Source organism: Mucilaginibacter sp. CAU 1740, assembly GCF_039839285.1.
In the GTDB taxonomy this organism is placed as follows: domain Bacteria; phylum Bacteroidota; class Bacteroidia; order Sphingobacteriales; family Sphingobacteriaceae; genus Mucilaginibacter.
The window spans coordinates 114,888-138,885 of the sequence record NZ_JBDOQS010000009.1 but is presented as its reverse complement, the minus strand read 5'-3'; the positions used below and the strand labels follow the sequence as shown (position 1 = coordinate 138,885).

The 23,998-nt window shown below is 42.8% G+C and carries 13 protein-coding genes; 4 read left to right on the top strand and 9 right to left on the bottom strand.

What is annotated here, in order from left to right; genetic code table 11:
* Positions 1 to 21: 21 nt before the first annotated feature.
* The 7 genes from AAFN85_RS19655 to AAFN85_RS19625 form a co-directional block, all read right to left on the bottom strand.
* A complete protein-coding gene (locus AAFN85_RS19655; RefSeq protein WP_347529311.1) occupies positions 22 to 390 on the bottom strand; it encodes a DUF4870 domain-containing protein in 369 nt (122 codons plus the stop codon).
* A 366-nt stretch (positions 391 to 756) separates the two neighbouring features.
* Complete coding sequence (locus AAFN85_RS19650) at positions 757 to 3,804, bottom strand: GH92 family glycosyl hydrolase (protein ID WP_347529310.1); 3,048 nt, start codon at positions 3,802 to 3,804, stop codon at positions 757 to 759.
* A 184-nt stretch (positions 3,805 to 3,988) separates the two neighbouring features.
* Positions 3,989 to 7,126, bottom strand: coding sequence for a CusA/CzcA family heavy metal efflux RND transporter (locus AAFN85_RS19645; RefSeq protein WP_347529309.1), 3,138 nt, complete (start codon positions 7,124 to 7,126; stop codon positions 3,989 to 3,991).
* 69 nt (positions 7,127 to 7,195) lie between these two features.
* Positions 7,196 to 8,299: an efflux RND transporter periplasmic adaptor subunit gene (locus AAFN85_RS19640; RefSeq protein WP_347529308.1), complete on the bottom strand. Its 1,104-nt coding sequence runs from the start codon at positions 8,297 to 8,299 to the stop codon at positions 7,196 to 7,198.
* A gap of 20 nt (positions 8,300 to 8,319) precedes the next feature.
* A complete protein-coding gene (locus AAFN85_RS19635; RefSeq protein WP_347529307.1) occupies positions 8,320 to 9,594 on the bottom strand; it encodes a TolC family protein in 1,275 nt (424 codons plus the stop codon).
* Positions 9,595 to 9,835: 241 nt separating this feature from the next.
* A complete protein-coding gene (locus tag AAFN85_RS19630) occupies positions 9,836 to 10,618 on the bottom strand; it encodes an amidohydrolase (protein ID WP_347529306.1) in 783 nt (260 codons plus the stop codon).
* Positions 10,619 to 10,748: 130 nt separating this feature from the next.
* A complete protein-coding gene (locus tag AAFN85_RS19625) occupies positions 10,749 to 11,894 on the bottom strand; it encodes a methionine aminotransferase (RefSeq protein ID WP_347529305.1) in 1,146 nt (381 codons plus the stop codon).
* Between the two features lie 507 nt (positions 11,895 to 12,401).
* On the opposite strand from AAFN85_RS19625, the gene AAFN85_RS19620 reads away from it, so the two are divergent.
* Complete coding sequence (locus tag AAFN85_RS19620; RefSeq protein WP_347529304.1) at positions 12,402 to 13,424, top strand: hypothetical protein; 1,023 nt, start codon at positions 12,402 to 12,404, stop codon at positions 13,422 to 13,424.
* A 38-nt stretch (positions 13,425 to 13,462) separates the two neighbouring features.
* Here AAFN85_RS19620 and AAFN85_RS19615 read toward each other — a convergent pair whose 3' ends face one another.
* On the bottom strand, positions 13,463 to 14,197 hold the full coding sequence (locus AAFN85_RS19615; protein ID WP_347529303.1) for a DUF4184 family protein: 735 nt from the start codon (positions 14,195 to 14,197) through the stop codon (positions 13,463 to 13,465).
* Positions 14,198 to 14,221: 24 nt separating this feature from the next.
* On the bottom strand, positions 14,222 to 16,375 hold the full coding sequence (locus AAFN85_RS19610) for an FUSC family membrane protein (RefSeq protein ID WP_347529302.1): 2,154 nt from the start codon (positions 16,373 to 16,375) through the stop codon (positions 14,222 to 14,224).
* Between the two features lie 277 nt (positions 16,376 to 16,652).
* Between AAFN85_RS19610 and AAFN85_RS19605 the strand changes: the two genes are divergently transcribed.
* From AAFN85_RS19605 to AAFN85_RS19595, 3 genes are all read left to right on the top strand, one after another.
* Positions 16,653 to 19,229, top strand: a complete 2,577-nt coding sequence (locus AAFN85_RS19605; protein WP_347529301.1) for a phosphoenolpyruvate carboxylase — start codon at positions 16,653 to 16,655, stop codon at positions 19,227 to 19,229.
* A 365-nt stretch (positions 19,230 to 19,594) separates the two neighbouring features.
* Positions 19,595 to 21,739, top strand: a complete 2,145-nt coding sequence (locus tag AAFN85_RS19600; protein WP_347529300.1) for a S9 family peptidase — start codon at positions 19,595 to 19,597, stop codon at positions 21,737 to 21,739.
* Positions 21,740 to 22,190: 451 nt separating this feature from the next.
* Complete coding sequence (locus tag AAFN85_RS19595) at positions 22,191 to 23,996, top strand: hypothetical protein (protein ID WP_347529299.1); 1,806 nt, start codon at positions 22,191 to 22,193, stop codon at positions 23,994 to 23,996.
* Positions 23,997 to 23,998 lie beyond the last annotated feature (2 nt).

The window sequence follows — 23,998 nt, the reverse complement described above, 5'->3', positions numbered from 1 at the left end:
TGTAAGCGCAGATGATTAAAATTAGATTCCTGAAAACATATTTTGTGCAGGTTCGCCAATAAGCGGCATCGGTTTTCTTTCGCCATTGATAGCGCCGATGAGGCCGATGATCCAGATGATCAAAAATCCTACCCGGATAACCCATAAGATAGATACGCCAACGAATACACCCGAGGTCATGAATGCCATACCAATAATGATCCCCGCAACCCACGAAACCACAATAGAGGCAAGATGGAACAGTAATGTTTGCCTTAGCTGGTATGATGCCAACGCGGTTTTGTTGTTATTGTACAAAGCGAAGTAAGCGATAAGCCAGCCAATAAGTGTAAAATAGCTGATGATGCCGGCGGTTTTGCCGTCATCTGTTGTTGGTTTGTAGTTTTCCATGTGTGGTAAAGTTTTTGAAAATACAAACCCTACACAGCTTAAAAAGTTTTGTTCATTTGGGTTTGTTTTTAACTAATAATCAACATTGGTGTATTTCTTACAAGCACGTTGTTTGTAGCTTTGTTTAGCTTCTTTATAATTGAAAGATTCTGAAGTTAAACCCCTCTGGGGTTTGGGCGGAAGATGATGCGTATCTACAAACCTTTACCCCCTCTGGGGGATTTTATAATTTGGTAAAATGGGTTGAGCATAAAAATTTGCCGACAAGACGTGCCCCAGAGGGGCAAAAGGTTTGTAGCACATAACGCAACCAATATTCCTTTGCCCCAGAGGGGGCAAAACATTTTACAGCAAGCAAATATCCAGCTATTTCACCATTATCTCATCCGCAAAAATGTACGATTGACTACCTTTGTTATCATGCCAATCGGGAAGCGGTCCGTATTGCTTGGCTATCAGTTTAATGTAACGGGCATTGGTATTTAGCGGCGCCACGAAATTCTGCGTTTGCACATTGGTATCCTTAATATCAACTTTAGTATTAACGGTAATTGCCAGTTTGTAGTTTTTGCCATCGTTAGATGTCCAGAATTGTACATACTTAGGGAACACGATCCAAGCGCGGCTATCTTGCAAGGTATTCAATCCGATCTCTGCTACAGGTTTAACCGATCCCATATCCAGTACTGCTATAAAATCCTTACCCTGGTAACCCTGCCAGTTGCCTAAGCGCCAGTTGGTGGTGCCGTACTGTCCGTCGATAAGGGTTTCATCGCCTTTGGCTGCGTAGCTGGGAAGGTATTTGTTTACAATGCTTAGTTTAATATCATTACGTAGCTTGGTAAAGCTGGCTTCATCAACAAAGCTGCTTTTACCATTTTTTATGGAGATGGCTTTTACAGTGATATTATCAGTTATGTTGATAGGCTGGCTGTATGCTGCAGATGCTGCGGTAGGGGTAGAGCCGTCCAAAGTATAATAAATTTTGGCGTCAGCATCCTGGCTTTTGATCTGGATATTGAACGGCTGTTTAAATGATTTTGCTGGCGCGACGATGTAAGGATTGGCAACAATGAGGCTATCGGTGATTTTAGAAGTAGGTTTTTCCAAGTCCTGCGTAAATATCTTATTGGCCAGTCTGCCTGTAAATACCTCGAAATCGCCGCCTTTGTTGATATCGCCATAGTTGATAAAAAGCTTGCTGTACACCTTTTTATCAAGGTTCATACCTTGCAGGTAGATGTTGGCGCGGGTTATGCCAGCACCGGGATTAAGGATATTGAACTTTTTGCCATTCTCTAAATTAATGACCGCCTTATCAAACTGCGGGATGCCGATCTGGAAATCCTGCTGGCCAGGCGCGATATTGTAAATCCCCAACGAACTCATCACATACCAGGCCGACATCTGCCCGCAATCTTCATTACCCGCCAAACCATCGGGCTTATTGCTGTATTCTTCCCTTAATATCCTGCTTACATAAAACTGCGTTTTATCCGGCGAATCGGTGAAGTTATACAGATAAGCCATGTGATGGCTTGGTTCGTTGCCATGTGCATATTGGCCTATTAAACCGGCAACATCCGGGATATCACTGCCACTTAGTTTTGATTGCGTGCTGAACAACTCATCAAGCTTGGCTTCAAAGGCTTGTTTGCCGCCCATTTTTTCTATCAAAGTTTCTACATCATGTGGCACTAAAAAAGAGTATTGCCATGAGTTGCCCTCGGTGTAATTGCCGTTGATCTCGGTAGGGTCGAACGGTTCAAACCAACCGCCGTTAAAACGGGCTTGCATAAAGCTGTTCTGATTGTTGTAAACGTTTTTCCAGTACTGGGCGCGTTGAATGTATTCGGCGTAATCTTGCGGTTTGTTCAGCATTTTGGCCATTTGGGCAATACACCAATCATCGTAAGCATAATCCAGGGTTTTGGATACCGATGCATCTTCTACATCTGATAACACCGCGCCGTTTTTGCGATAAACATCCAAGCCAAATTGGTTGCGGTTTACGGCGGCTTTCATCGCTGTAAAAGCTTTTTCTGCATCAAAATCACGGATACCTTTGGCGTAAGCATCAACAATAACAGGGATGGAATGGTTCCCTATCATGCAAAAAGTTTCGGTGGTAGCCAGTGGCCATATCGGCAGTAAACCACCCTGATCATACATCGCTAAAAAGCTTTTGATAAAATCAAGCGTGCGTTTGCGATCTATTAAAGTCAACAGCGGATTTTCGGCACGGTAAGTATCCCATAGCGAAAAAACGGTGTAATAATCAAAGCCTTGTGCGGTATGTACTTGCTGATCCATGCCGCGGTATTGGCCATCCACATCGCTGTAAATATTAGGTGCCACCATACTGTGATAAAGCGCCGTATAAAACATGGTTTGCTTTATTTTAGCATAGTCAATTTGCGGTACTTTTTTGGCGGGAGGCGCAAAGCTATATGGCCCTGTACCTGCCGCTGGTTGGCTTTGCGGAACAGGGGCGGGAGAGCCGCCTTCAACCTGAATCTTATTTAACTCATGGTTCCAGGCTATTTTAGCATCTTTCTGTATTTTTTTGAAATCGAAATCAGGCACTTCGGCATCAAGGTTTTTCAAAGCGCCTTCCGTACTTACTGAGGAGATACCTACTTTACTGATCACTTCGCCGGGATTATCGAACTGTAAAAACAGTTTGATGTTTTTACCCTGAATTTTATTTTGCCCGTTCTGCACTTCATTGTTTGAAGCTATGCCATAAGTTTTAAACGGTTTAGAAAACTTGGCGTAAAAGTAAACCTGCTGCTTATCCGCCCATCCTTTCGACATCCGAAAGCCGCGAACCTCATGATCATTCACTACCTCTATCCATGAATCCAGCACTTCATCGCGATGTTGCAGATCAATAATAATATTGGCCTTATCTGTTGATGGGTAGCTGTAACGATGTACACCCACTCGGGTAGTTGCAGTTAATTCAACACCAATGTTATATTTGTCTAATAACGTGTGGTAATAACCCGGCGTTGCGCCTTCATTTTTTTTGCTGAAATGCGAGCGGTATTCAGTGTTTTTAAATTTAGGATCGCCGGTGGTAGGCATAAACAATACATCGCAGTAATCGGGTACGCCTGTACCGCTTAGGTGTGTGTGCGAAAAGCCATAAACCAAACTATCGGTGTAGTGATAACCTGAGCAGCCATCCCAACCTTCAAGCCTTGTATCCGGGCTTAACTGCACCATACCAAAGGGCATTACCGGGCCGGGGTAGGTGTGACCGTGACCGCCGGTACCAATAAATGGGTCAACCAGTTGCGCGTAATCTTTATCCTTTTCTTTTTTCTTTTGTGCCGATGATCGCAATGGCAAACCAATTAGTAAAGCGATGGATAAAGAAAAGCAGAATACGTGTTTTATGATTGACATATTGATTTATGGGCAATTCGATTTGAATGGGTACAAATTACATTAATTACAATGAATATTTGTTAACCCTAACTGTCACTATTTTATTATCTCAACACTAATCAAAAAAATAGCGATGAGTGCTTAACTCATCGCTATTTGTACTAATTAGTGTAATTCGATTTTATTCGAACTTATTACTGTTTTATCCTTTAAGCATGCCAACTTTTTTCAACAGCTTACGGTTTTCACGACGGTGAATTAATCTGTAAACTATTGCGTAGATGATAGGCAATATCAACAAGGTTAATATGGTTGATGTAACCAAACCACCGATAACCACAATGGCCAAAGGTTTCTGAGTTTCAGAACCAATACCGGTTGATATAGCTGCCGGCATCAAACCGATTGCAGCCATTAAAGCAGTCATTACTACCGGGCGCACGCGGGAAATAACACCCTCGCGGATGGCTTCATCCAAATGCATTTTTGCTTCAATATTTTTCTTAAACACCGATATCAAGATAACCCCATTCTGGATACACACACCAAACAAGGCAATGAAGCCGATACCAGCTGAAATACTGAAGTTGGTACCTGTAATATGCAGGGCCAAAATACCACCTATCAGCGCGAATGGTACGTTAAGGATAACCAATACAGCATCTTTCGCGTTACCAAAGGTGATGAACAGTATCAGGAAGATCACCAATAAACAAACAGGCACTACACGGGCCAAAGTATTTGATGCCCTGATCTGGTTTTCAAACTCACCGTTCCATGTGAATGAATAGCCTTGATCCAGCTTCACGGCAGCGCCTACTTTTTCCTGTGCTTCGGCAATGGTACTACCTAAGTCGCGGCCACGTACCGAGAATTTTACGGCGATGTAACGCATATTGTTATCACGGTAAATGAATGCCGGACCGGTAAGCGTAGTGATTTTCGAGATCTCTTTAATAGCGATTTTTGAACCATTAAGCGTAGGTACCATCAAGTTTTCGATCTTGACTTGTGTATCCCTGTAAGGTTTTTGATAACGGATCCGGATATCAAACTTACGCTCACCTTCATATAATTGCGAGGCAGCTTTACCACCTATGGCCATTTCAATAACCGAGTTGGCATCGGCAGTAGATACGCCATACAGCGCCATTTTACGCTGATCAAGTTCGATCCTAAACTCCGGCTGACCAAGATTGCGAAGGATACCCAAATCCTCAACACCCTGGATCTTTTTAAGCACTGCCATCACCGAATCTGCTTTTTGATCGAGCACTTGAAAATCCGGACCGAATATTTTTACTGCCATTGATGCAGGTACACCCGCAACAGCCTCAGCTACGTTGTCAATAATAGGCTGCGAATAGTTGAACACGATACCGGGGAACTGGCTTAGCTTCTTGTCCATATCGGCAATCAGCTGTTCCTGGGTAATTGGGCGTTTCCATTCTTTTTTAGGTAGAAGGTCCACTTGGATCTGTACGTTAAAGAAACCCTTAGGGTCGGTACCATCATTGGTACGGCCAACCTGCGACAGGGTTTGTTTAACCTCGGGGAAGGTTGACAGGATCTGCCTCATTTTATCAGTTACCTTAACCGAACTTTCCAGCGAGGTGCTCATCGGCAACTGCGCGGTTACCCAAAGGGCACCCTCATTAAGCTGCGGCAAAAACTCCGAACCTAAAAACTTAGCAGAAAAGAAAGTAACTGACATAAATGCAACTGCAACAATCAGGCTTAATTTCTGGTTACGATAAGTATAATCAAACATGCGGCGGATACCGTTCTCAAAGAATAACACTACCGGGTTATGTTTCTCCCTTACGTTTTTGTTAAGCAAGATACTTGAAAGCGCAGGAACCAATGTTAGCGTAAAGATCAATGCACCTAACAGCGCGAAGCCTAAAGTATAAGCCAGCGGAGAGAACATTTTACCTTCTACTTTCTGGAAAGCGAAAATCGGGATCAAACAGGTTAGGATGATCAGCTTAGAGAAGAAGATAGCTTTACCCATCTCGGCACCGATGTTTTTAAACAGGCCGAGTTTAGCCAATCCGTTAAACTTCTGCATGCCCACTTCCCTGGCCTTGTGATCGAGTGCCACGAAGATCCCCTCAACCATTACCACCGCGCCATCTATAATGATACCAAAATCCACGGCACCCATCGAGAGTAAGTTTGCACTCATTCCCTTCAATCTTAAACAGATAAAGGCAAACAATAACGCCAGCGGGATAATAATGGCAACGGTAAGCGTAGTGCGCCAATCGGCCATGAAAAGCAATACGATAACGGTTACCAGGATAATACCCTCGCAAAGGTTATGGATAACGGTTTCGGTACAGAAATCCATCAGCGTGGTACGATCATAAAACGTAGAGATCTTCACATCCGATGGAAGTACATGCGCGTTAAGATCTTTTACTTTATCATTAATGCGTTGTAGCACATCGGCAGGGTTTTCGCCCTTACGCATTACCACAATACCTTCAATAACATCGTTCGCCTTATCGCGACCAACCTGGCCTAAGCGAGGCAGTCCACTTTCCCTTACGTCGGCAATATCACGCGCCAGGATAGGTACGTTATTTACATTTTTAATGATAATATTCTGGATCTCATCAATATTGTTGATCAAGCCGATACCGCGTACAACGTACGCTTGGTCGTTTTTCTCAATAATATCACCACCTACGTTAATGTTACTGCGGTTAATGGCATTGTAAACATCCAGCGAGGTAAGGCCATATTTTTGCAGCAAAGAGGGGTTTACACTCAACTCGTAAGTTTTTTCTTCACCACCAAAGCTATTTACGTCGGCTACGCCGGGGATCGATTTAAACTGGCGATCAAGTACCCAATCCTGAATTGCGGTAAGCTCGTGTAATGATTTAGTGCGGCTTTTTAGCGTATAGCGGAAAATCTCGCCTGTTGGACCGTAAGGCGGCTCAACTTCGGGTTTAACACCATCCGGCAAATCGGCATTGCCCAGGCGACTTAATACCTGTTGGCGTGCAAAAGCATCATCAACATCATCATCAAAAATAATGCGGACATACGACAGTCCGAATGATGATGTAGTACGAAGATTAGCCTTTTTCTGCACCGAGTTTAAAACGGTTTCCATGGGTATGGTAACCATTTTTTCCATTTCTTCGGCACTGCGGCCCGGCCATTGGGCTATAATAATGATCTGAGTATTGGTAACATCAGGAAAAGTCTCGATAGGGGTGTTGGAGTAGCTCCAAACACCAAGCACAACCAATACCAGTGTCATAAAAAACACAAAGTAGCGGTGCCTTAGCGAGAAGTATATAATATTTTTGATGAACTTGTTCATTGTAGTATCTCTGTTTAAAAAACGTGAGCGCCCGGTTTTAAGGCCCGGCAATTTTCAGTTTACCGGTGCTTAGTTATTACCTGCAATGGCATCATAAAAAAGCAGCTGATTTTTAGATATGATCTTATCGCCGGCCTGTAAACCCGATGATAGATAGGTTGTATCTTCAACCGTTTTTATCACAGATACCTGGCGCACTTTCAAATCATCCTTGCTGTTATAAACTACTACAAAGTTTTTGCTGTTATCATAAACAACAGCCTTGGCCGGTATAGCTACCGATTGAGCTTTTTCGCTGTTGGCAATTATTACGCTGGTAAACATCTCAGGTTTCAACAGCATGCCATCGTTTGGTAACACGATCTTGATCTTTAAAACCTTGTTATCCGGGTCAAGCACCGAACTTACCGCATCAACTTTACCGGTAAATACTTTATCAGGGTAAGCGATGGTTGTAACCTTTGCAGTATAACCAACTTTAACACGGCTGATGTCTGATTCGAACACGTTGGCCCAGATCCATACATTTTTCATGTTTGAGATAGTGAACAAACTGTTTGCATTATCCGGACGGATGAAACTGCCGGCGGTAATGTTTTTTTCAACCACAAAGCCACTTTCAGGAGCTTTGATCACCAACACACCGCCTGCGCTGGTGTTGCCGCCGCCGTTAATAGCTATTTGCTCTTTTACTTTATTGTAAGCAGCTTCGGCTTTATTGTAGTTTTCTTTTGCTTCAGTATAATCACGCTCGCTCGAGATGCCGTTTTTGTACAGGTAATCGGCCTGTTCTAACTGGCGTTTGTAGATAGCAAGATCTGATTTTGACGAACTCAGATCGGTATAGTTACCTGCTACATCGGCACTGCGCACAATAGCAAGGGTTTGTCCTTTGGCTACTTTATCGCCAAGGGATACTTTCACATCCATCACCTGTCCGCCCGAAAAAGGGAATACTTTAACAACAGTGTTGTCATCATATGAAACTTCGCCCGAAAGCGTAAGTTCGTTTTTTATGGTAGCTATCTTGGCTGTATCGATAGTAATGATCTTAGCCATCGAATCGCTAACAGTTACCTGTTTATTTTCAACAGCGGGAGGGGTCTTGCCTTTGCAAGCGGCAAGCAGTAGCAAAGCTGAGATGCCGGAAAACAGCGTTTCTCTTTTCATCATGTTAGTCTTTAAAAGTTTAGTCAGGATTTTATTACGGTAGTACCAACAGCAAAGTTGAGGTCGGCAATGGCTTTTTGCAGGTTAAACTGCTGTTGCAATATTTTTAACTTGGTATCCTTATAGGTATCGAAGAAATCAACAAATTCTATCAGGCTTATCTGGCGTTGCTGAAAGCTTTTAAGCATGCTGCCAAATAGTTTATCATATTGCTCATTAAAAGCGATCTGTTGGGTTGAAAACAGCTGAATGTTTAATTTGTATTGATTTACAGCCGCTACCACATCGTTTTTAAGCTGAAACTCGTTTTGCTTCAAAGTGCTTTCCTGGCTTTTGATGTTGTATTGTGCCGATTTGATGTTGCCTTGGTTACGGTTAAACAAGGGGATAGGAAAGCCTATCTGTAAACCATAATAATGAGGGGCATAGCTACTGTTTTGGTCGTAAGAGAAACCTACAGTTACATCCGGCACTGCCAAAGCTTTTTGGTAAGCCAGGTTATGTGTGGCCGAACTTAACTGGTACTGGTTCGATAGATAATCCGGCCTATTGGTCAGGGCTTGTGCTATCAGCGATTGCACGTCAAGATCAGTTGTTTCAACCGGTTTGTCGTTTATAACAGGCTGTACAAACGTAGTTTCTTTGGTTTGCAAAAGTGTTTTTAACTCGGTTTGCAAATCGTTGATCTGGCGGTTGTTTTCAACCATATCGTTCTGCAAGCCAAATAACAATGCTTTCAGGCGGATGAGATCTTTCATCGACGTATTGCCTACATCGTATGATTTCTGGATGGCATTAACCAACTCGGTAGCCGATTTGATCTCGTTTTGATAAACCAATTGCTGCGCGTTTAATGATCCCAGTTGACTGAAATCGAGCTGCAGGTTGTAGCGCAGGTTCCGCATCAGGTCACTAAAAGCGGCTTCCTGAACTTTCGAATCATCTTCGGCAACTTTAACCTGTTTACCACGTTTGCCCGCAGTGCTAAACACCTGGCTTAGCTGAACAAATATTTGTCCGCCGCCATTGGCATGGTTAAAAAATTTATTAGTGCTACCGTCATGAATGTTCTGATCAGTGCTTAGGGTAGGGTTATCCCAAAGTTTAGCTTGTTGTATCAATGCCTTCGAGGCATCTACATTGTACTTTTGCGCAAGCAGACTAAGGTTATTTTCAATAAACTGTTTTTCAGCATCCTGAAAATTGATCTTTAGTGTGTCTGTCTGTGCATCAGCCTTTTGTGATAATAAACTAAAAAACAGAGGAGATATAAATAGCAGGGATTTTATAGTTCGCATTTCCTTCATCTAATTCAACAGAACAAAAATTCAAAATAGATATGAATTTTGTATGAAGTGGAGGGAAATTAAGAGTAGTATGAACCGTGATTTGGAGGTATTTGTATGGTGGGCTGGATTTTTCTTGTCTTGCCGTTTGTCTGAACTCGAATTTGGGGGAATTTATGAATTCACAGAATGCTAATTAAATTCAATAAATTCTCATAATTCTCCCAAATTCGAGTTCAGATAATCTTTCGGTTCAGACAATTTTAAACTCATCCGCATCCTTCAAAAACGGCAACGCCCTGCGCACTTTCTGCACCTCATCGCCAATAATGCTGAAGGTGTAAAGGTCTTCTTCATCGCGTTTGTAATAAACCACGTTACCAGCAGGATCAATACAGGTTGAATCGCCGCTGTGGTATACCTCGTTACCATCATGGCCTACACGGTTAACCGCAATCACATATGCTTGGTTTTCAACCGCACGGGCCGGGATAAGTGTACGCCAGTGGGCTGCCCGGCGCTCGGGCCAGTTAGCTACGATAATCATCAGATCATATGGGGTTGCTTCGATATTGCGCAGCCACACCGGGAAACGCAGATCATAGCAGATCATGGGGCAAATTTTCCAGCCGTTCAGTTCAACTATCAGTTTTTCGGTGCCGGCAGTATAGGTTTCATCTTCCTTACCCATGCCAAAAAGATGGCGTTTATCGTAGTGGTTATATGTGCCGTCGGGGCGCATCCAGATGAGGCGGTTGTAGTATTTGCCATTCTCCTGGATGATAATACTTCCGGTAATTACACAATCATACTGTTGGGCCGTTTTTTCCATCCACTGCATGGTTTTGCCATTCATCGGTTCGGCCAGTTGGGCGGCGTTCATGCTGAAGCCCGTAGTAAACATTTCGGGCAATATAATGAGATCTGTTTTTTCGCGGATGCCGCCAGATAGGCGAAGCGTAATATTTTGAAGATTTTTATCGGTATTTTCCCAAAAAAGATAGCCTTGAAAAACAGTAATTTTAAGATTCTCCATAGTTAGTAGTTCATTGTTGGTTCATAGTTTGGATGATGGTTCATAGCCGAATTGACATGCTCTATATCCAAACAAATAAAACTTAGATGACCTGGCTATGATCCATTAACTATGAACCATTAACCAAAAATTAAATTTTTATTAACCTATCAACGGCTTTATCCAAAGTTTCTTGCCTTTTGGCAAAACAAAATCGTAATACATGATGGTCGATCCCTTTACTGTAAAAGGCCGAAACAGGTATAGTTGCTACTCCATATTCTTTTGCTACGCGAATGGCAAAGTCGGAATCCTTTTCGTCGGTAATAGCGCGATAACTGACTGATTGAAAGTATGATCCGGAACAGGGCAGAAGCTCAAAACGGGTTTGCCCAAGGCCTTTACGGAAGTAGTCGCGCTTCTCCCTGAAAAACTCGGCTAAGCCCAAATAAGTTTCTTCATTTTTTAAATGTTCGGCAATAGCATATTGTATAGGCGTATTTACCGCGAACACCAAAAACTGGTGAATTTTCCTGAACTCACTCATGAGGTAAGCAGGGGCCATGCAATATCCAACCTTCCAGCCTGTAGCATGAAAAGGTTTACCAAACGATGCCACAATAAAGCTGCGTTGCTGTAATTCGGGATAGCGGGCCATGCTATGATGGGTTTCTCCATCATAAATCAGGTGCTCGTAAACCTCATCGCTTAAGATCAATATATCCTGATTTTTAACCAGCGCGCTCAACTCGTCGATATCCTCTTTGCGCAAAATAGTAGCGGTAGGGTTATGTGGCGAGTTAAGGATGATCATTTTAGTTTTTTGGTTGATCAACCGCTTCACCATATCCCAGGCAATGCGGTAATCTGGCGGCTCGAGCGCTAAGGATTTTACCACGCCGCCCATCAGTTTAATGGCAGGTGCATAACAATCAAAAGCAGGCTCAAAAATGATCACTTCATCATTGGGATGGATCACCGCGCTTATAGCTGTAAATATGGCTTGTGTGCCACCGGCGGTTATGGTGATCTCGGTTTCGGGATTATAAACCGCGCCGTAAAGTTTCTCTGTTTTTTCGGCAATGCGCTCTCTTAGGGCCATCACACCGGCCATGGGGGCGTACTGATTATGCCCGGCTTTCATGGCCTTGTTTACTAATTCAATTAACTCCGGCGAACAATCATAATCAGGAAAACCTTGCGACAGGTTGATAGCACCAAGCTCGTTGGCCAGGGCCGACATCACGGTGAAAATAGTAGTTCCGGTTTGGGGTAATTTTGAAACAACAGGTATCATCAGTGGCTAAAGTAGGGAAAAAACATCATGAACCTATCCACGTAACCTGGTATTTTTTGTATTTAGAAATATTTTAATTTAAAGGTTTAAACATGTGAGTTGTTATCTGAGCCGGGTATTTGACCGTTGACGATGGATGATCACGTTGATTTCATTGATCTTATTTTTATTTCGATTTTAAGAAATATTTAAAATTCCGACCGGCTTTTTAATCTCTGCCTAACATAATATCTTTTAGGTGTAAAAAATCATCTCTTGATAAAAATTGCTACAAATTCATAAGTATTTGCAACATCCACGAAAGTGCATTCGGGGGATACGGCCTTTATTTGCAAATGAATCCCGCGCCGGTTTTAAACCCGCATGTCTTGCTGAAATAATTCACCTAAACCGATATGGAACTTGCCTGCCTCTTTTTCCTGCATACCGAACAAAAGCATGTGCTACACAAGTGGATTCTCTTTTTTAATTAAGCAAAAACGAACAGGAACCTAACATCTAACATTAATGAAAACACCTCAAAACTACCTTTTATTTAAAACAACATCTGTACAATTGAGCTACAGAAAATTTACGCTTATTACTTTACTTATCTGTAGCTTATTAATTGGCTTATACGGCTGCGGTGGCAAACCGGGCAATAATCCAACTCCGCCGGTTGTTAATGTTGCTGCCTGTGTTATTACGAGTGACATTGAAGAGGCATTGGGCCTCCGTAATTTTGAATATGATGATAAGGGGCTGCTTACAAAAATGACAGGCCCCAATTATTTTTATGGTCCTTTTGTAAGAACCATTACTGCTGCAAAAGTTACCGACGCTTATCCTACAGCATCTGTTGATGGAAATGGCACCCATCACTATGGTACCATCAATATCGATTACACCTATAGCGGAGGAAGCGGCAATATTTACGATGGCAACCCCAAATTTCTGCATGATTTGTTTACCGCTACAAATCCGCCCCAATCAATGAGAAAAGATTCGGTTTATCAATTTTTATATGACGATGTCAAGAAACATCTAACTACGGTTTTAATAAAAGGCGACGGTTCGGAAGATGCCGACGGTTTTGTACTTTTCAGGTATGAGCTTGCCTTTATTTACGATGCCAATGATAATGTAACACAAGCGAAGATCATAAACGATTGGTCGAAAAAGACAATTAATATTCCAACTGGTGAAAGCCATATTGATTACAAGCAAACCTCCGATGAGTCAATTACGATCACCTATGACAATAAGCAATCCCCGTATGCCGCTATTGCTAAATACTGGAAATTTATAGGCGAGGATTTTAATGGCTTTGGCGCGTATAACCTGGATAAACTTAGGTTTTGGGCAGGGCGTTGCGCTATTTTGAGTAAAAACAACCCAATTAAGATAACCGGCAAGCTAAGAAATCCTAATTCGCCAACGGCTACTGATGTAAACGCGACGCTTACTTATCAATACAATGAGAAGGATTTTCCGGTGAGTTTGGCCATTAATGGTACGGCGATAAATACTTTTACTTATAAATGTAAGTAGGCTCAGATTACTTTGACAAGAGAGGGCATCCCGAAAAATTATCCAGGATCTTGGTTGGGTTTATTGCGATAAAGAAAAAGCGGAACTAACATCAATCCTAACAAAAAAGCAGTTATGCCCGAAACTATAACGTTGGCAATGTCGCGGTAATCGGGCATTATCAAAAATCTAACAATCAATATAGTTATTGTAAAAACTGAAATCCAGGCCCAGTATTTTAAGCTGGGCTTGGGTTTTATGCCGGTTTCAGGCATATGATATATATAATAAATGATATACAGCGTGCTTAGCAGTGTAAATGAGTGCTGAAGGATTTTAAATAGAGGGATTGATCCAATAATGGTTTGCGTAAAAAAGCCCGGAGCCTGTTTAACAAAGTAACCACGCATGTGGGTAAAATCATCAAGCAAAAGGTGGGAGCAAGCCCCAACAAAAACGGAAAGTAAAACTACCGGCCAATGCTTTTTGAAATATGCATTCCAGTTGAATAGTTTATAGGTTGATAGCCTTGTGCTTAGCACGGATGGGGGGTTATCATAAAAAGCGTTACGAATGAGGTTATGAAATATAAAAGCGATCAGTACTGCCAACGGAACATCAAACCAAAACAAACCTAAAATAGTATGGCTGTAAATACTGCCAATATGCATTCTGATAAAATATTCAAAATCAGGAACCATGGCACCGGCTATTAATCCGGTTAGTGATAGTCCGTGGCCGTCACGTTTAGTTAAAGGCAATACTACTGCCGGGTGGGCGAAGGTGAAAGGCATAGGTTCAAGGTTTAGGTGTATAGTTTAATTGCTTAATATCGTATCAGTGATCTTAGCAATATCATAGCTTATTTTATTAATAAATCCCAGCTGTTCTTTCAATAAAGCATCTTCCGCGCGTTGTACTGGTTTTTCAGCTTCAGGATCAATAGGTGGCACTTTACCTATATTAAAATCTATGTTTTGCGCCTCGAGCTTTTTACCGGTTTCGTTTAGTACGGTAATGCTTTTTTTGATCAGCTTCATAGCTTCGGGGTGGGCAACGAGGATCTCCTTTTTGCTTTGTGCCGATGCAATGGTGGCTATGTATGATGACAGGATATGGTTAAGCACCACAAACTTATGGATATCTTTTATTTTTCGTTGCTTGCTTTTAGGTTCAGACGTCATCCGCTCGAACGTAGCCGAAAGGTTGGCCGAAGTAACATAAACTTCCTTCCTGGCGAGTTTGTAGGTTGTTACGCTGGTCATTTTACCGGAGATACTTTCCGCGATAGTAACTAAATAATTGATATTGGCCACAAGTACATCCCTGAGTGTCTGTTGAATTTGCTCAAACTCCCAGGTAGGAAAAATTATATAGCTTGCTATCAACGCTATACTTGAACCGATGATGGTATCTAATATCCGTTCTTGTGCAACGTTCAACAATCCCACGCCCAAAAACTTGAAAAGGATGAGTACATAAGGTGTCATGAAAATTACGCTCACCACATAGTTTAACCGCTGAAAGCTGTAAGCGCCCAGCATAAATAACACCAGGAAGATGAATTGAACGGTAACGTTAGGGATAAAAGTAAGGATTGCTATCCCGATAACCCCGCCGCCAATGGTGCCTATTAAACGCTGGTAGTTACGCTGTTTAGATAAGCTGAAGCCTGGCTTTAATATCACTATAATGGTAAGCAGCACCCAATAACTATGATGCCCCAATGAAACCAGTTTGGCGGTAATAAAACCAACCAAACACACCAATGCAACCCGCAAGGCGTGTTTGAATGCGCCCGAGGCCAGCGTAAAGTTATCGAAGAAAATATGCGGCGCGAAATCCTGGTGGGTTACAAATGCCGAGTATTCTACATCGCCTGTAGGTGCGTTTAATGAGTAGGCTGCTTTTGAGCTGTAGTAATTGTATATATTATTAATGCCCTCACTTAATGAGCGCAGGTTGATCAGGATCTTTTTAAGTACCAGGTTACTGGTTTCCTGGTTGGTTTTACCGATAGAGTCGATCTTTACTTTGAGTTTCTCCAATTCGATAGTAAAATCAGTTAGGTGACGGCGACGGGTATTGGATAATACAATATAAGCGATATCATCCAGCTCATCGGCCATATTGTGGATAACGCGGGCTATCTCGGACAGAATGCCTGTATCTTTAAACTGCTCGCGGATGTGGCTGTAATCGTAATGGGTAGCCATGATCTGCTCGTAAATATCCACCAGATCAACAAAGGTTAATACCAATATCCTACTTGGCGCCGTAGATTCACGGGCCATAATGCGGCTTTTAAATAACAACTCGCGCACGGCATCCTGGTGCTGGCTCACCTGGATCTGTTTAGAAACCAGCTTGCGGTAGTTTTCGTCGATATCGGTATCTGATAAATAAAAATCAGCTTTAATACGTAAAAAGCGGGCTATATCCGTCACATTCTCGCCCAGTGCCTGTTGCGCCGCGCGATAGGGGCGGATGCCAAAAAACAGCAGACTGAATATCATGTACCAAACGCCGCCTGCTAAAATGATAGCGCTGTAGCCCAAAACCTCAGGAGCATCTAACGCCTTATCCATCATAAATATCATAATGAGCAGGGAACAGGTGCCTACTGAAGCTGCGCGATTACCATACACCGTAAACATCGAAAACAAAAAGGCGAAGAAGGTGATCTCTATCCCGAGGGTAAATACATTCAACCTTGCAAAACCGGTAATAACTGCTACTAAAAATAAACACAGGTTACCGGCAGCCATGGCGTTGCGTTTGTGCGATACCGGGCCGGGCGTATCAATAACGCAAATACACAATGCACCCAGCGAAAGGGTTAGCCCCAGATCAAACTTGCCAAACTGCATTAACAACAGCGAGGGTAGTAAAATGCCTATGCAAACCCTTATGCCATCCGAAAAATATTGACTGTAGAAGAAACTTTTTACTTCCCTGGTGTTTATAGACATTGTAGTAGGCTTACCTTATAAATACGTAACTATTATAAGAAAATTTGTTTGTCTGCACCCTGTTTTTATTTATATAATTTACGGGGCTTAAATGATGGTGTAAATTTACATAATTTTAATTTATGGCTATTTTTTTGATTAAAATCATATTAATTGCATAATGGTGTTAATAAATATTTACTTTTTAATGAAATTAAATTAAAGATCAGTAAATTCACCCCCCGGAAAAAGTCCTTAGGCTAACCCAATCAATTTTACCTCAATTTAATTTTTTACTATGTCGCTAACGTTAAAACTCAGCCAAAGAGAAGCAACCTTTAATAACGAGGTTGTTACCCGATTTGAGTTATATAACAGTTTGTTTCAAACGCTTCCGTTTTACCAGGTAAAGGATACCGGTATCTTATTGCCGTTCTTTAGTTCACATTGCGAAAAGGGTGCTATCACCCATGGTTCTCCAACCGAGATCATCGAGTCGTTTTTTGAAAAGTACGTACCGGATATCGATCACCGCGAACAGATCAATCGTATGTTCAGGTTTATCCAGTACATTGAACGCCAGGTGGTTTTGTTTGACGCCATTGAAGATTCGTCGTTTAATAAAATAGGTAAGTTTGATGATAGCGGTACCCTGCAAAGCCTTTTACAACATGCTGCTATTAGCGACGAGGCGCGCCAGGACATTAGCGAAAAGTTGAAAGATTTTTCATTACGCCTGGTACTTACCGCGCACCCAACCCAGTTTTATCCTGGTACGGTATTAGGGATCATGACCGACTTAATTGAGGCTGTTAAAACCAACGATATCACCAATATTGATGTGTTGCTACAGCAACTGGGTAAAACCCCATTCTTTAATAAAACATCGCCAACACCTGTTGATGAGGCTATCAGCCTATCATGGTTTTTGGAAAATATATTTTACCACGCTATTTCAGATATCCAGGCTAAGCTTGAAGAAGAATTTGATATCGACGCTGCAAGCCGCCAGATCCTGGAACTTGGTTTCTGGCCGGGCGGTGACCGTGATGGTAACCCTAACGTAACCACACAAACCACTAAAGAAGTTGCAAGTTACCTGCGTACACGCCTGTTCAGGTGTTATTACCGCGATTTCCGCACGTTGAAACGCCGCATCACTTTCCGTGGTGTTGAGCAGGCCATGGCTAAGCTGGAAACGCTGTTTTACAAAAATGCCAACGAGCAAGTTTCTCCGGTTGATCTGCAGGGTGAAATACTGGATCTATTACTTTCGATAAAAGAAGTTATCCTGAAAGATCACGACGGTTTGTTTGTTGATATTGTTGAGGATATGATCCAGAAGGTGCGCCTGTTTGGATGTTATTTTGCAACGCTCGATATCAGGCAAGATAGCCGCATTTTGCGCAAAGTATTTGAATACTGTACCAAAAACATCGACACCGAAGTACCTGAAGGCTACGCCGACCTAAGCGAAGAAGAGAAAATAAAAGCAATCGTATTTAAAGAAGCTGACTTTGTTTGCCCTGAAGCTGAGCAGGATGCCATGATCCACGATACGCTGGATACCATCAGGCTGGTTAAAGAAATACAAAAAGGTAATGGCGAAAAAGCTTGTCAGCGCTTTATTATCAGTAACTGCCAGCGCGCATCTGATATCCTGCAACTGATTGACCTGTTTTTATGGAGCGGTTGGAAAAAAGATAGTCTGAGCATTGATTTTATGCCGCTGTTTGAAACCGTGAACGATTTGGAGCACGCAGCCGGTATCATGGAGCAATTATACACGCATCCGTTTTACGCCGAGCACCTAAAAAATAGGGGCAACCAGCAAACCATTATGCTCGGTTTCTCGGATAGTACTAAAGATGGCGGTTACCTGATGGCTAACTGGTCTATCTATAAAGCTAAAGTTGAGCTTACTGCCATGGCCCGCAAATACGGCATTCAACTGGCGTTTTTTGATGGCAGGGGAGGTCCTCCGGCACGTGGCGGTGGTAAAACTCACCGTTTTTATGCCTCGATGGGTAAGGAGATCGCTAATGAGCATATCCAGTTAACTATCCAGGGCCAAACTGTAAGTTCACAATACGGCTCGGTAGAAACCGCAAGGTTTAATATGGAGCAGCTGATCAACGCCGGTGTAATATCTGCCCTGCATCCTAACAAGAATGATCTGTTGGATAGCCGCCATAAAGAACTGATCCAGCAAATGGCCGATATCAGCTATAAATTGTTTGTTGATCTGCGTGCGCATCCGTTGTTTGTAGAATACTTAGAGAAATTCAGTCCGCTTAAATTATTATCGCGGATCAATATCAGCAGCCGCCCAACCAAGCGTAATGCCGGAGCGCAGTTGAAACTGGAAGATCTGCGCGCTATTAGCTTTGTAACCTCATGGAGCCAGCTGAAACAAAGCATCCCTGGTTTTTACGGTGTAGGCACCGCGTTGAAGAGCGTAAAAGAAAGCGGCGGTTGGGACGAGATCAAAGAGTTGTACCAAACTTCAGGTTTCTTTAAAACCATGTTGGATAACTGTATGATGTCTATGTCGAAATCTGATTTCCGCGTAACAGCATACCTGGAGCAGGACGAGAAATTTGGCGAGTTCTGGAAAACCCTGAAAGATGAGTTTGTACTAACCCGTGAGATGTTGCTTGAACTAACCGGCAGTTCCGTGTTAATGGAAGAATACCCGGTTGAGCGCCGCTCTATCGCCATCCGCGAAAAGATCGTATTGCCGCTGGTAATTATCCAGCACTACGCCCTGCAATGTTTAAATAACGAAAAAGATACCGAGCTAAATGATATTTACAACAAGCTCGTGATCCGTACGGTTTACGGTATTGTAAATGCCGGCCGTAACCTGGCTTAGCAGTTTATTGTTTTAATTTTATATGTTCCCGCCACCTGTTAGTAATAGCAGGTGGTTTTTTGTTTTTGGTGAGTGGTTGATTGGGTGAGTGGGTTTTTAAGCACGCAATGTGGACAAGGTGCAAAGGATTGCATAAGGTTAGCAGTTTAATATTTGAGCACGCAAAGGCGCGAAGACGCAAAGTTTTTTTGTGGACAGTTGGAGAGTTTTAAGTGGGCAAAGAGGCTAAGGCGCAAACACTTTTTTCTTGTTTCCTGATTCTTGATTTCCTGATTCCTGACTTCCTGATTCTTTTCTACTCCTGTTGTCTTTCCCATTTCTTAAACCTAACTTTAAAAGGTTCAGTGCTTTAAACCTTTTATCCGATGAAAAAAATCATTATCCCGGTAAGTATTTTGATCTTTGCCGCTTCGTGCAAACAAAAAACAGAAACTACTATGTATAAATGGCCCGACGCAAAACCGCCCGTTGCCGAAATTAAACAGCATATCCGCGACATTCATAATGATAAAGTGGTTGACAACTATTACTGGATGATCGACTATTTTAAAAAAGGCCCCGATAGTACCAAAGCTGTTGATTACCTGAAAGCCGAAAATGCCTACCTGGATACCATGATGAGCGGTACCAAACAGTTTCAAAAACAACTGTTTGATGAAATGAAAGGCCGGATCAAGGAAAAAGACGAATCGGTACCGGTATTAAAAAATGGTTACTACTACTATTCGCGTACCGATGAGGGGGCGCAGTATTATAAATATTGCCGTAAAAAGGGAAGTCTGGATGCTAAAGAAGAGGTTTTGCTTGATGTAGATGAACTGGCTAAGGGACATAGTTATTATTCGGCTACGGGGTTTAATGTTAGTCCGGATAATAAGTTGCTGGCTTATGGGGTTGATATGGTTTCGCGCCGCCAGTACACCATTCATGTTAAAAATCTCGAAACCGGCGAGATCTATTCTGATGCACTGATCAATACATCCGGCGGTTCTGTTTGGGCGAAGGATAATAAAACCTTGTTTTATACGGCTAAAAACCCAGAGACATTATTAACCGAAAAAATCAAACGCCACACATTAGGTGCCAAAGATGCCGATGCAGTTGTTTATGAAGAAAACGACAAGTCGAACTATATCGGTGTAGATAAATCAAAATCGGGCGATTATATTTTTATCGAATCGAGGGCTACGCTATCGTCCGAGATCAGGTATCTTGATGCCGGTAAACCTAAAGATCCTTTCAAAGTTTTCCAGCCCCGCATTAAAGATGTATTGTATAGTGTTACCGCCCTTGCCGATAAATTTTTGATAACAACTAATCAGGATGCCATCAACTTTAAACTGATGGAATGCCCGCTTGACAAAACCGAAAGCAGCAACTGGAAGGAGGTGATCCCTCACCGTAAGGATGTGTTATTGGAAGGTGTTGAAGAGTTTAAAGATTTTATCGTAATTACCGAACGCAAAAATGGCCTGAACCAATTCAGGGTGCGCAACCTGGCATCAGGCAATGAACATTATGTTGATTTTAAAGAGGCTGCCTACGCTATTTACGTTGGTGCCAATCCCGATTACAGCAGCAAAACTTTAAGGTATGGCTATACCTCGCTCGTTACGCCGTCGTCAACCTTTGATTACAATATGGAAACCAAAGAATCAAAGTTGATGAAGCAACAGGAAGTATTGGGCGGCTACAAAGCGGAAGATTATGCTACCGAGCGCCTTTATGCCACAGCTACCGATGGTACTAAAGTGCCGATCTCACTGGTGTACAAAAAAGGCTTTGAAAAAGATGGTAAAGCCCCCTTGTTGCTTTACGGCTACGGATCGTACGGTTATACTGATGATGTATATTTTTCGAGCGCGCGCTTAAGTCTGCTTAACCGGGGCTTCGCGTTTGCCATTGCGGGCATCCGCGGAGGGCAGGAGATGGGCCGCCAGTGGTACCTTGACGGCAAGCTGATGAAAAAGAAAAACACTTTCACCGATTTTATCGACTGTGGTAAATATCTCATCGACCAAAAATTCACGAGCAAAGAACACCTTTACGCCGAGGGCGGCAGCGCCGGCGGTCTGCTTATGGGCGCGGTAGCCAACATGGCCCCCGATCTATGGCACGGTATCATTGCCGAAGTGCCCTTTGTTGATGTAGTAAACACCATGCTCGACGAAAGCATTCCCCTAACCACCAACGAATTTGACGAATGGGGCAATCCTAAAAACGAGGATGCCTACAAATACATGAAAAGCTACTCGCCTTATGAAAATGTTGAAAAGAAGGCCTATCCAAATATGCTGGTAGTAACCGGCCTGCATGATAGCCAGGTGCAATACTTTGAACCAGCCAAGTGGGTAGCCAAACTTAGGGCAACTAAAACGGATAATAACGTACTGATGCTGCACACCAATATGGATTTCGGCCATGGCGGCGCATCCGGCAGGTTTGATTATTTGAAGGATGAGGCTTTAAATTACGCGTTTTTGTTTGCGTTGGAGGGGATTGAGAAGTAGGTGAGTGGTTGATTTGGTGAGTGGTTGATTAAGTTGATTAGGTGAGTGGTTGCACTTGCACTTGCACTTTTCTCCACCACGTCATTGCGAGGTACGAAGCAATTCCAAACTTTACAGTGCGGACTTTTAAAGCCTCTCTGCTAATCGGGGATTGCTTCGTACCTACTTGACATAATTAAAAAGTGGGTCATGCTGAACCTGTCGAAGCATGGTGTGTAGGCCTCTGTGCGCGACTCTTCGACAAGCTCAGAGTGACAGGCCCGCCCGCCAAATGTCATAGATCCTTCAGAAGCGAACGCTTTTACTTACTCGCAATGAGGTGATGGTTAAGGTACCCTCCTGTAAATTTTATCCTTATAAAAAACCTATCTGCATCTTTCATGCTAATTTACAGTAAGTAGCCATTTTAATAAATTCCGGTTTATTATATTCGGCAAAACCCTTTCATAGCATGAAAATACTTTACAAGCTAACGCTTGCCTGCTCAATGCTTTTGAGCGCCGGTGCATGGGCGCAGCAACCGGTTAATATGCAGTATTCGGTATCGATGGAAAATGCCGCCATGCATTTGTACCATGTTGAGCTTACCAATAAAACCCACCTTAAAACGCTCGATTTTAAAATGTGCGTTTGGACACCGGGGTACTACCAGCTGATAGATTTTGCCGGTGCCGTTCAAAATTTTACAGTAACCGATGCCAAAGGCAAGGCATTAAAATTTGATAAACCAAATAAAGACACCTGGAAAATTGCTAACCCGACAGCAAGCGATGTAAAGATCAGTTATGATGTAAAAGCGGTAGTGCCATTTGTTGGCAACGTGTATCTCGATGAAACCCGCGGCTACGTTACTCCTGGCGGTTTGTTCATGTACCTTGATCAGGAACTACGCCACCCGGTTACCATCAAAATGAAACCTTACAGCAAATGGAAGGACCTGGTAGCAACCGGGCTGGATACGCTGAAAGGTCAATACCACGTTTATAAGGCCGACGATTTTGATGTGCTTTATGATAGTCCGTTTTTAATGGGCGAACTGGAAGTGCTACCGCCGTTTGATGTTCAGAACAAACCACACAATTTTATAGGTTATAAATTACCTGCTTTCGACAGGCAGGGTTTTATGGATGATCTGAAAAAGATAGTAGTTACTGCCAGCGGTATCATCGGCGAGATCCCTTATACGCATTACACCTTTTTATCAATAGGAGCAGGCGGCGGAGGTATCGAGCACTTAAACTCAACCTCGTTAAGTTTTAGCGGTGGCGAAGGTTTTAATACGCCCGAAGCCCGTAAAAAGCTTTATAACTTTATAGCACACGAGTATTTTCACCATTATAATGTTAAACGGATAAGGCCGGTTGAGCTTGGTCCGTTTGATTACTCAAAAGAGAACCATACCAATATGCTTTGGGTATCCGAAGGGTTTACGGTTTATTACGAGTACATGGTTACCCGCCATGCCGGTTTAATGAACAACGAAGATATGTTCGGCGATTTTCAGAATAACCTGCGCAATTATGAAAACCAGCCGGGGCATCTATATCAATCGGCCACGCAGGCCAGTTATGATACCTGGGATGATGGGCCGAACGGCCGCCAGGGAGACGATTTTAATAAAACTATCTCTTACTATGATAAAGGGCCAATTTTAGGTTTGATGCTTGATTTTAATATCCGCCATGCAACCCAAAACAAAAAAACGCTTGATGATGTAATGCGACTGCTTTACTACAAATACTACAAAAAGCTGAAACGTGGCTTTACCGAGCAGGAGTTTAGGGCTGAGTGCGAAAAAATGGCCGGCGTGCCATTAACCGAAGTATTTGAATATGCTTCAACCGTTAAACCGCCAGATTATCCTAAATATTTTGCTTACGGTGGCCTCGCCGTTGATACCACAACTCAAACCGTATCTAACGCCTGGGGTGGGTTAAATATGCGATATGTGCGCGATACCATGCGGGTTACTACGGTAAGCTACCAATCACCAGGCTGGAATGCAGGTATCCGTGGCCGTAGTGTTGTTTTAAAGGTCGATGACGAGGCTGCTACTCCAGCGGTATTGGGCAAGGCGCTTGATAATCGCAAAGAAGGAGATGTAGTGAAATTTACGATATTGAAAGATGGGGTTACTAAAGATATTAACGTAACGCTTGGAAAAAAGCGTGAGAAATCGTTTAAAATAACCCCGCTGCCTAATCCGGATAAATTGCAGGCCGAGATATTTAAAAGCTGGACAGAGGGAGGGCGTTAGTC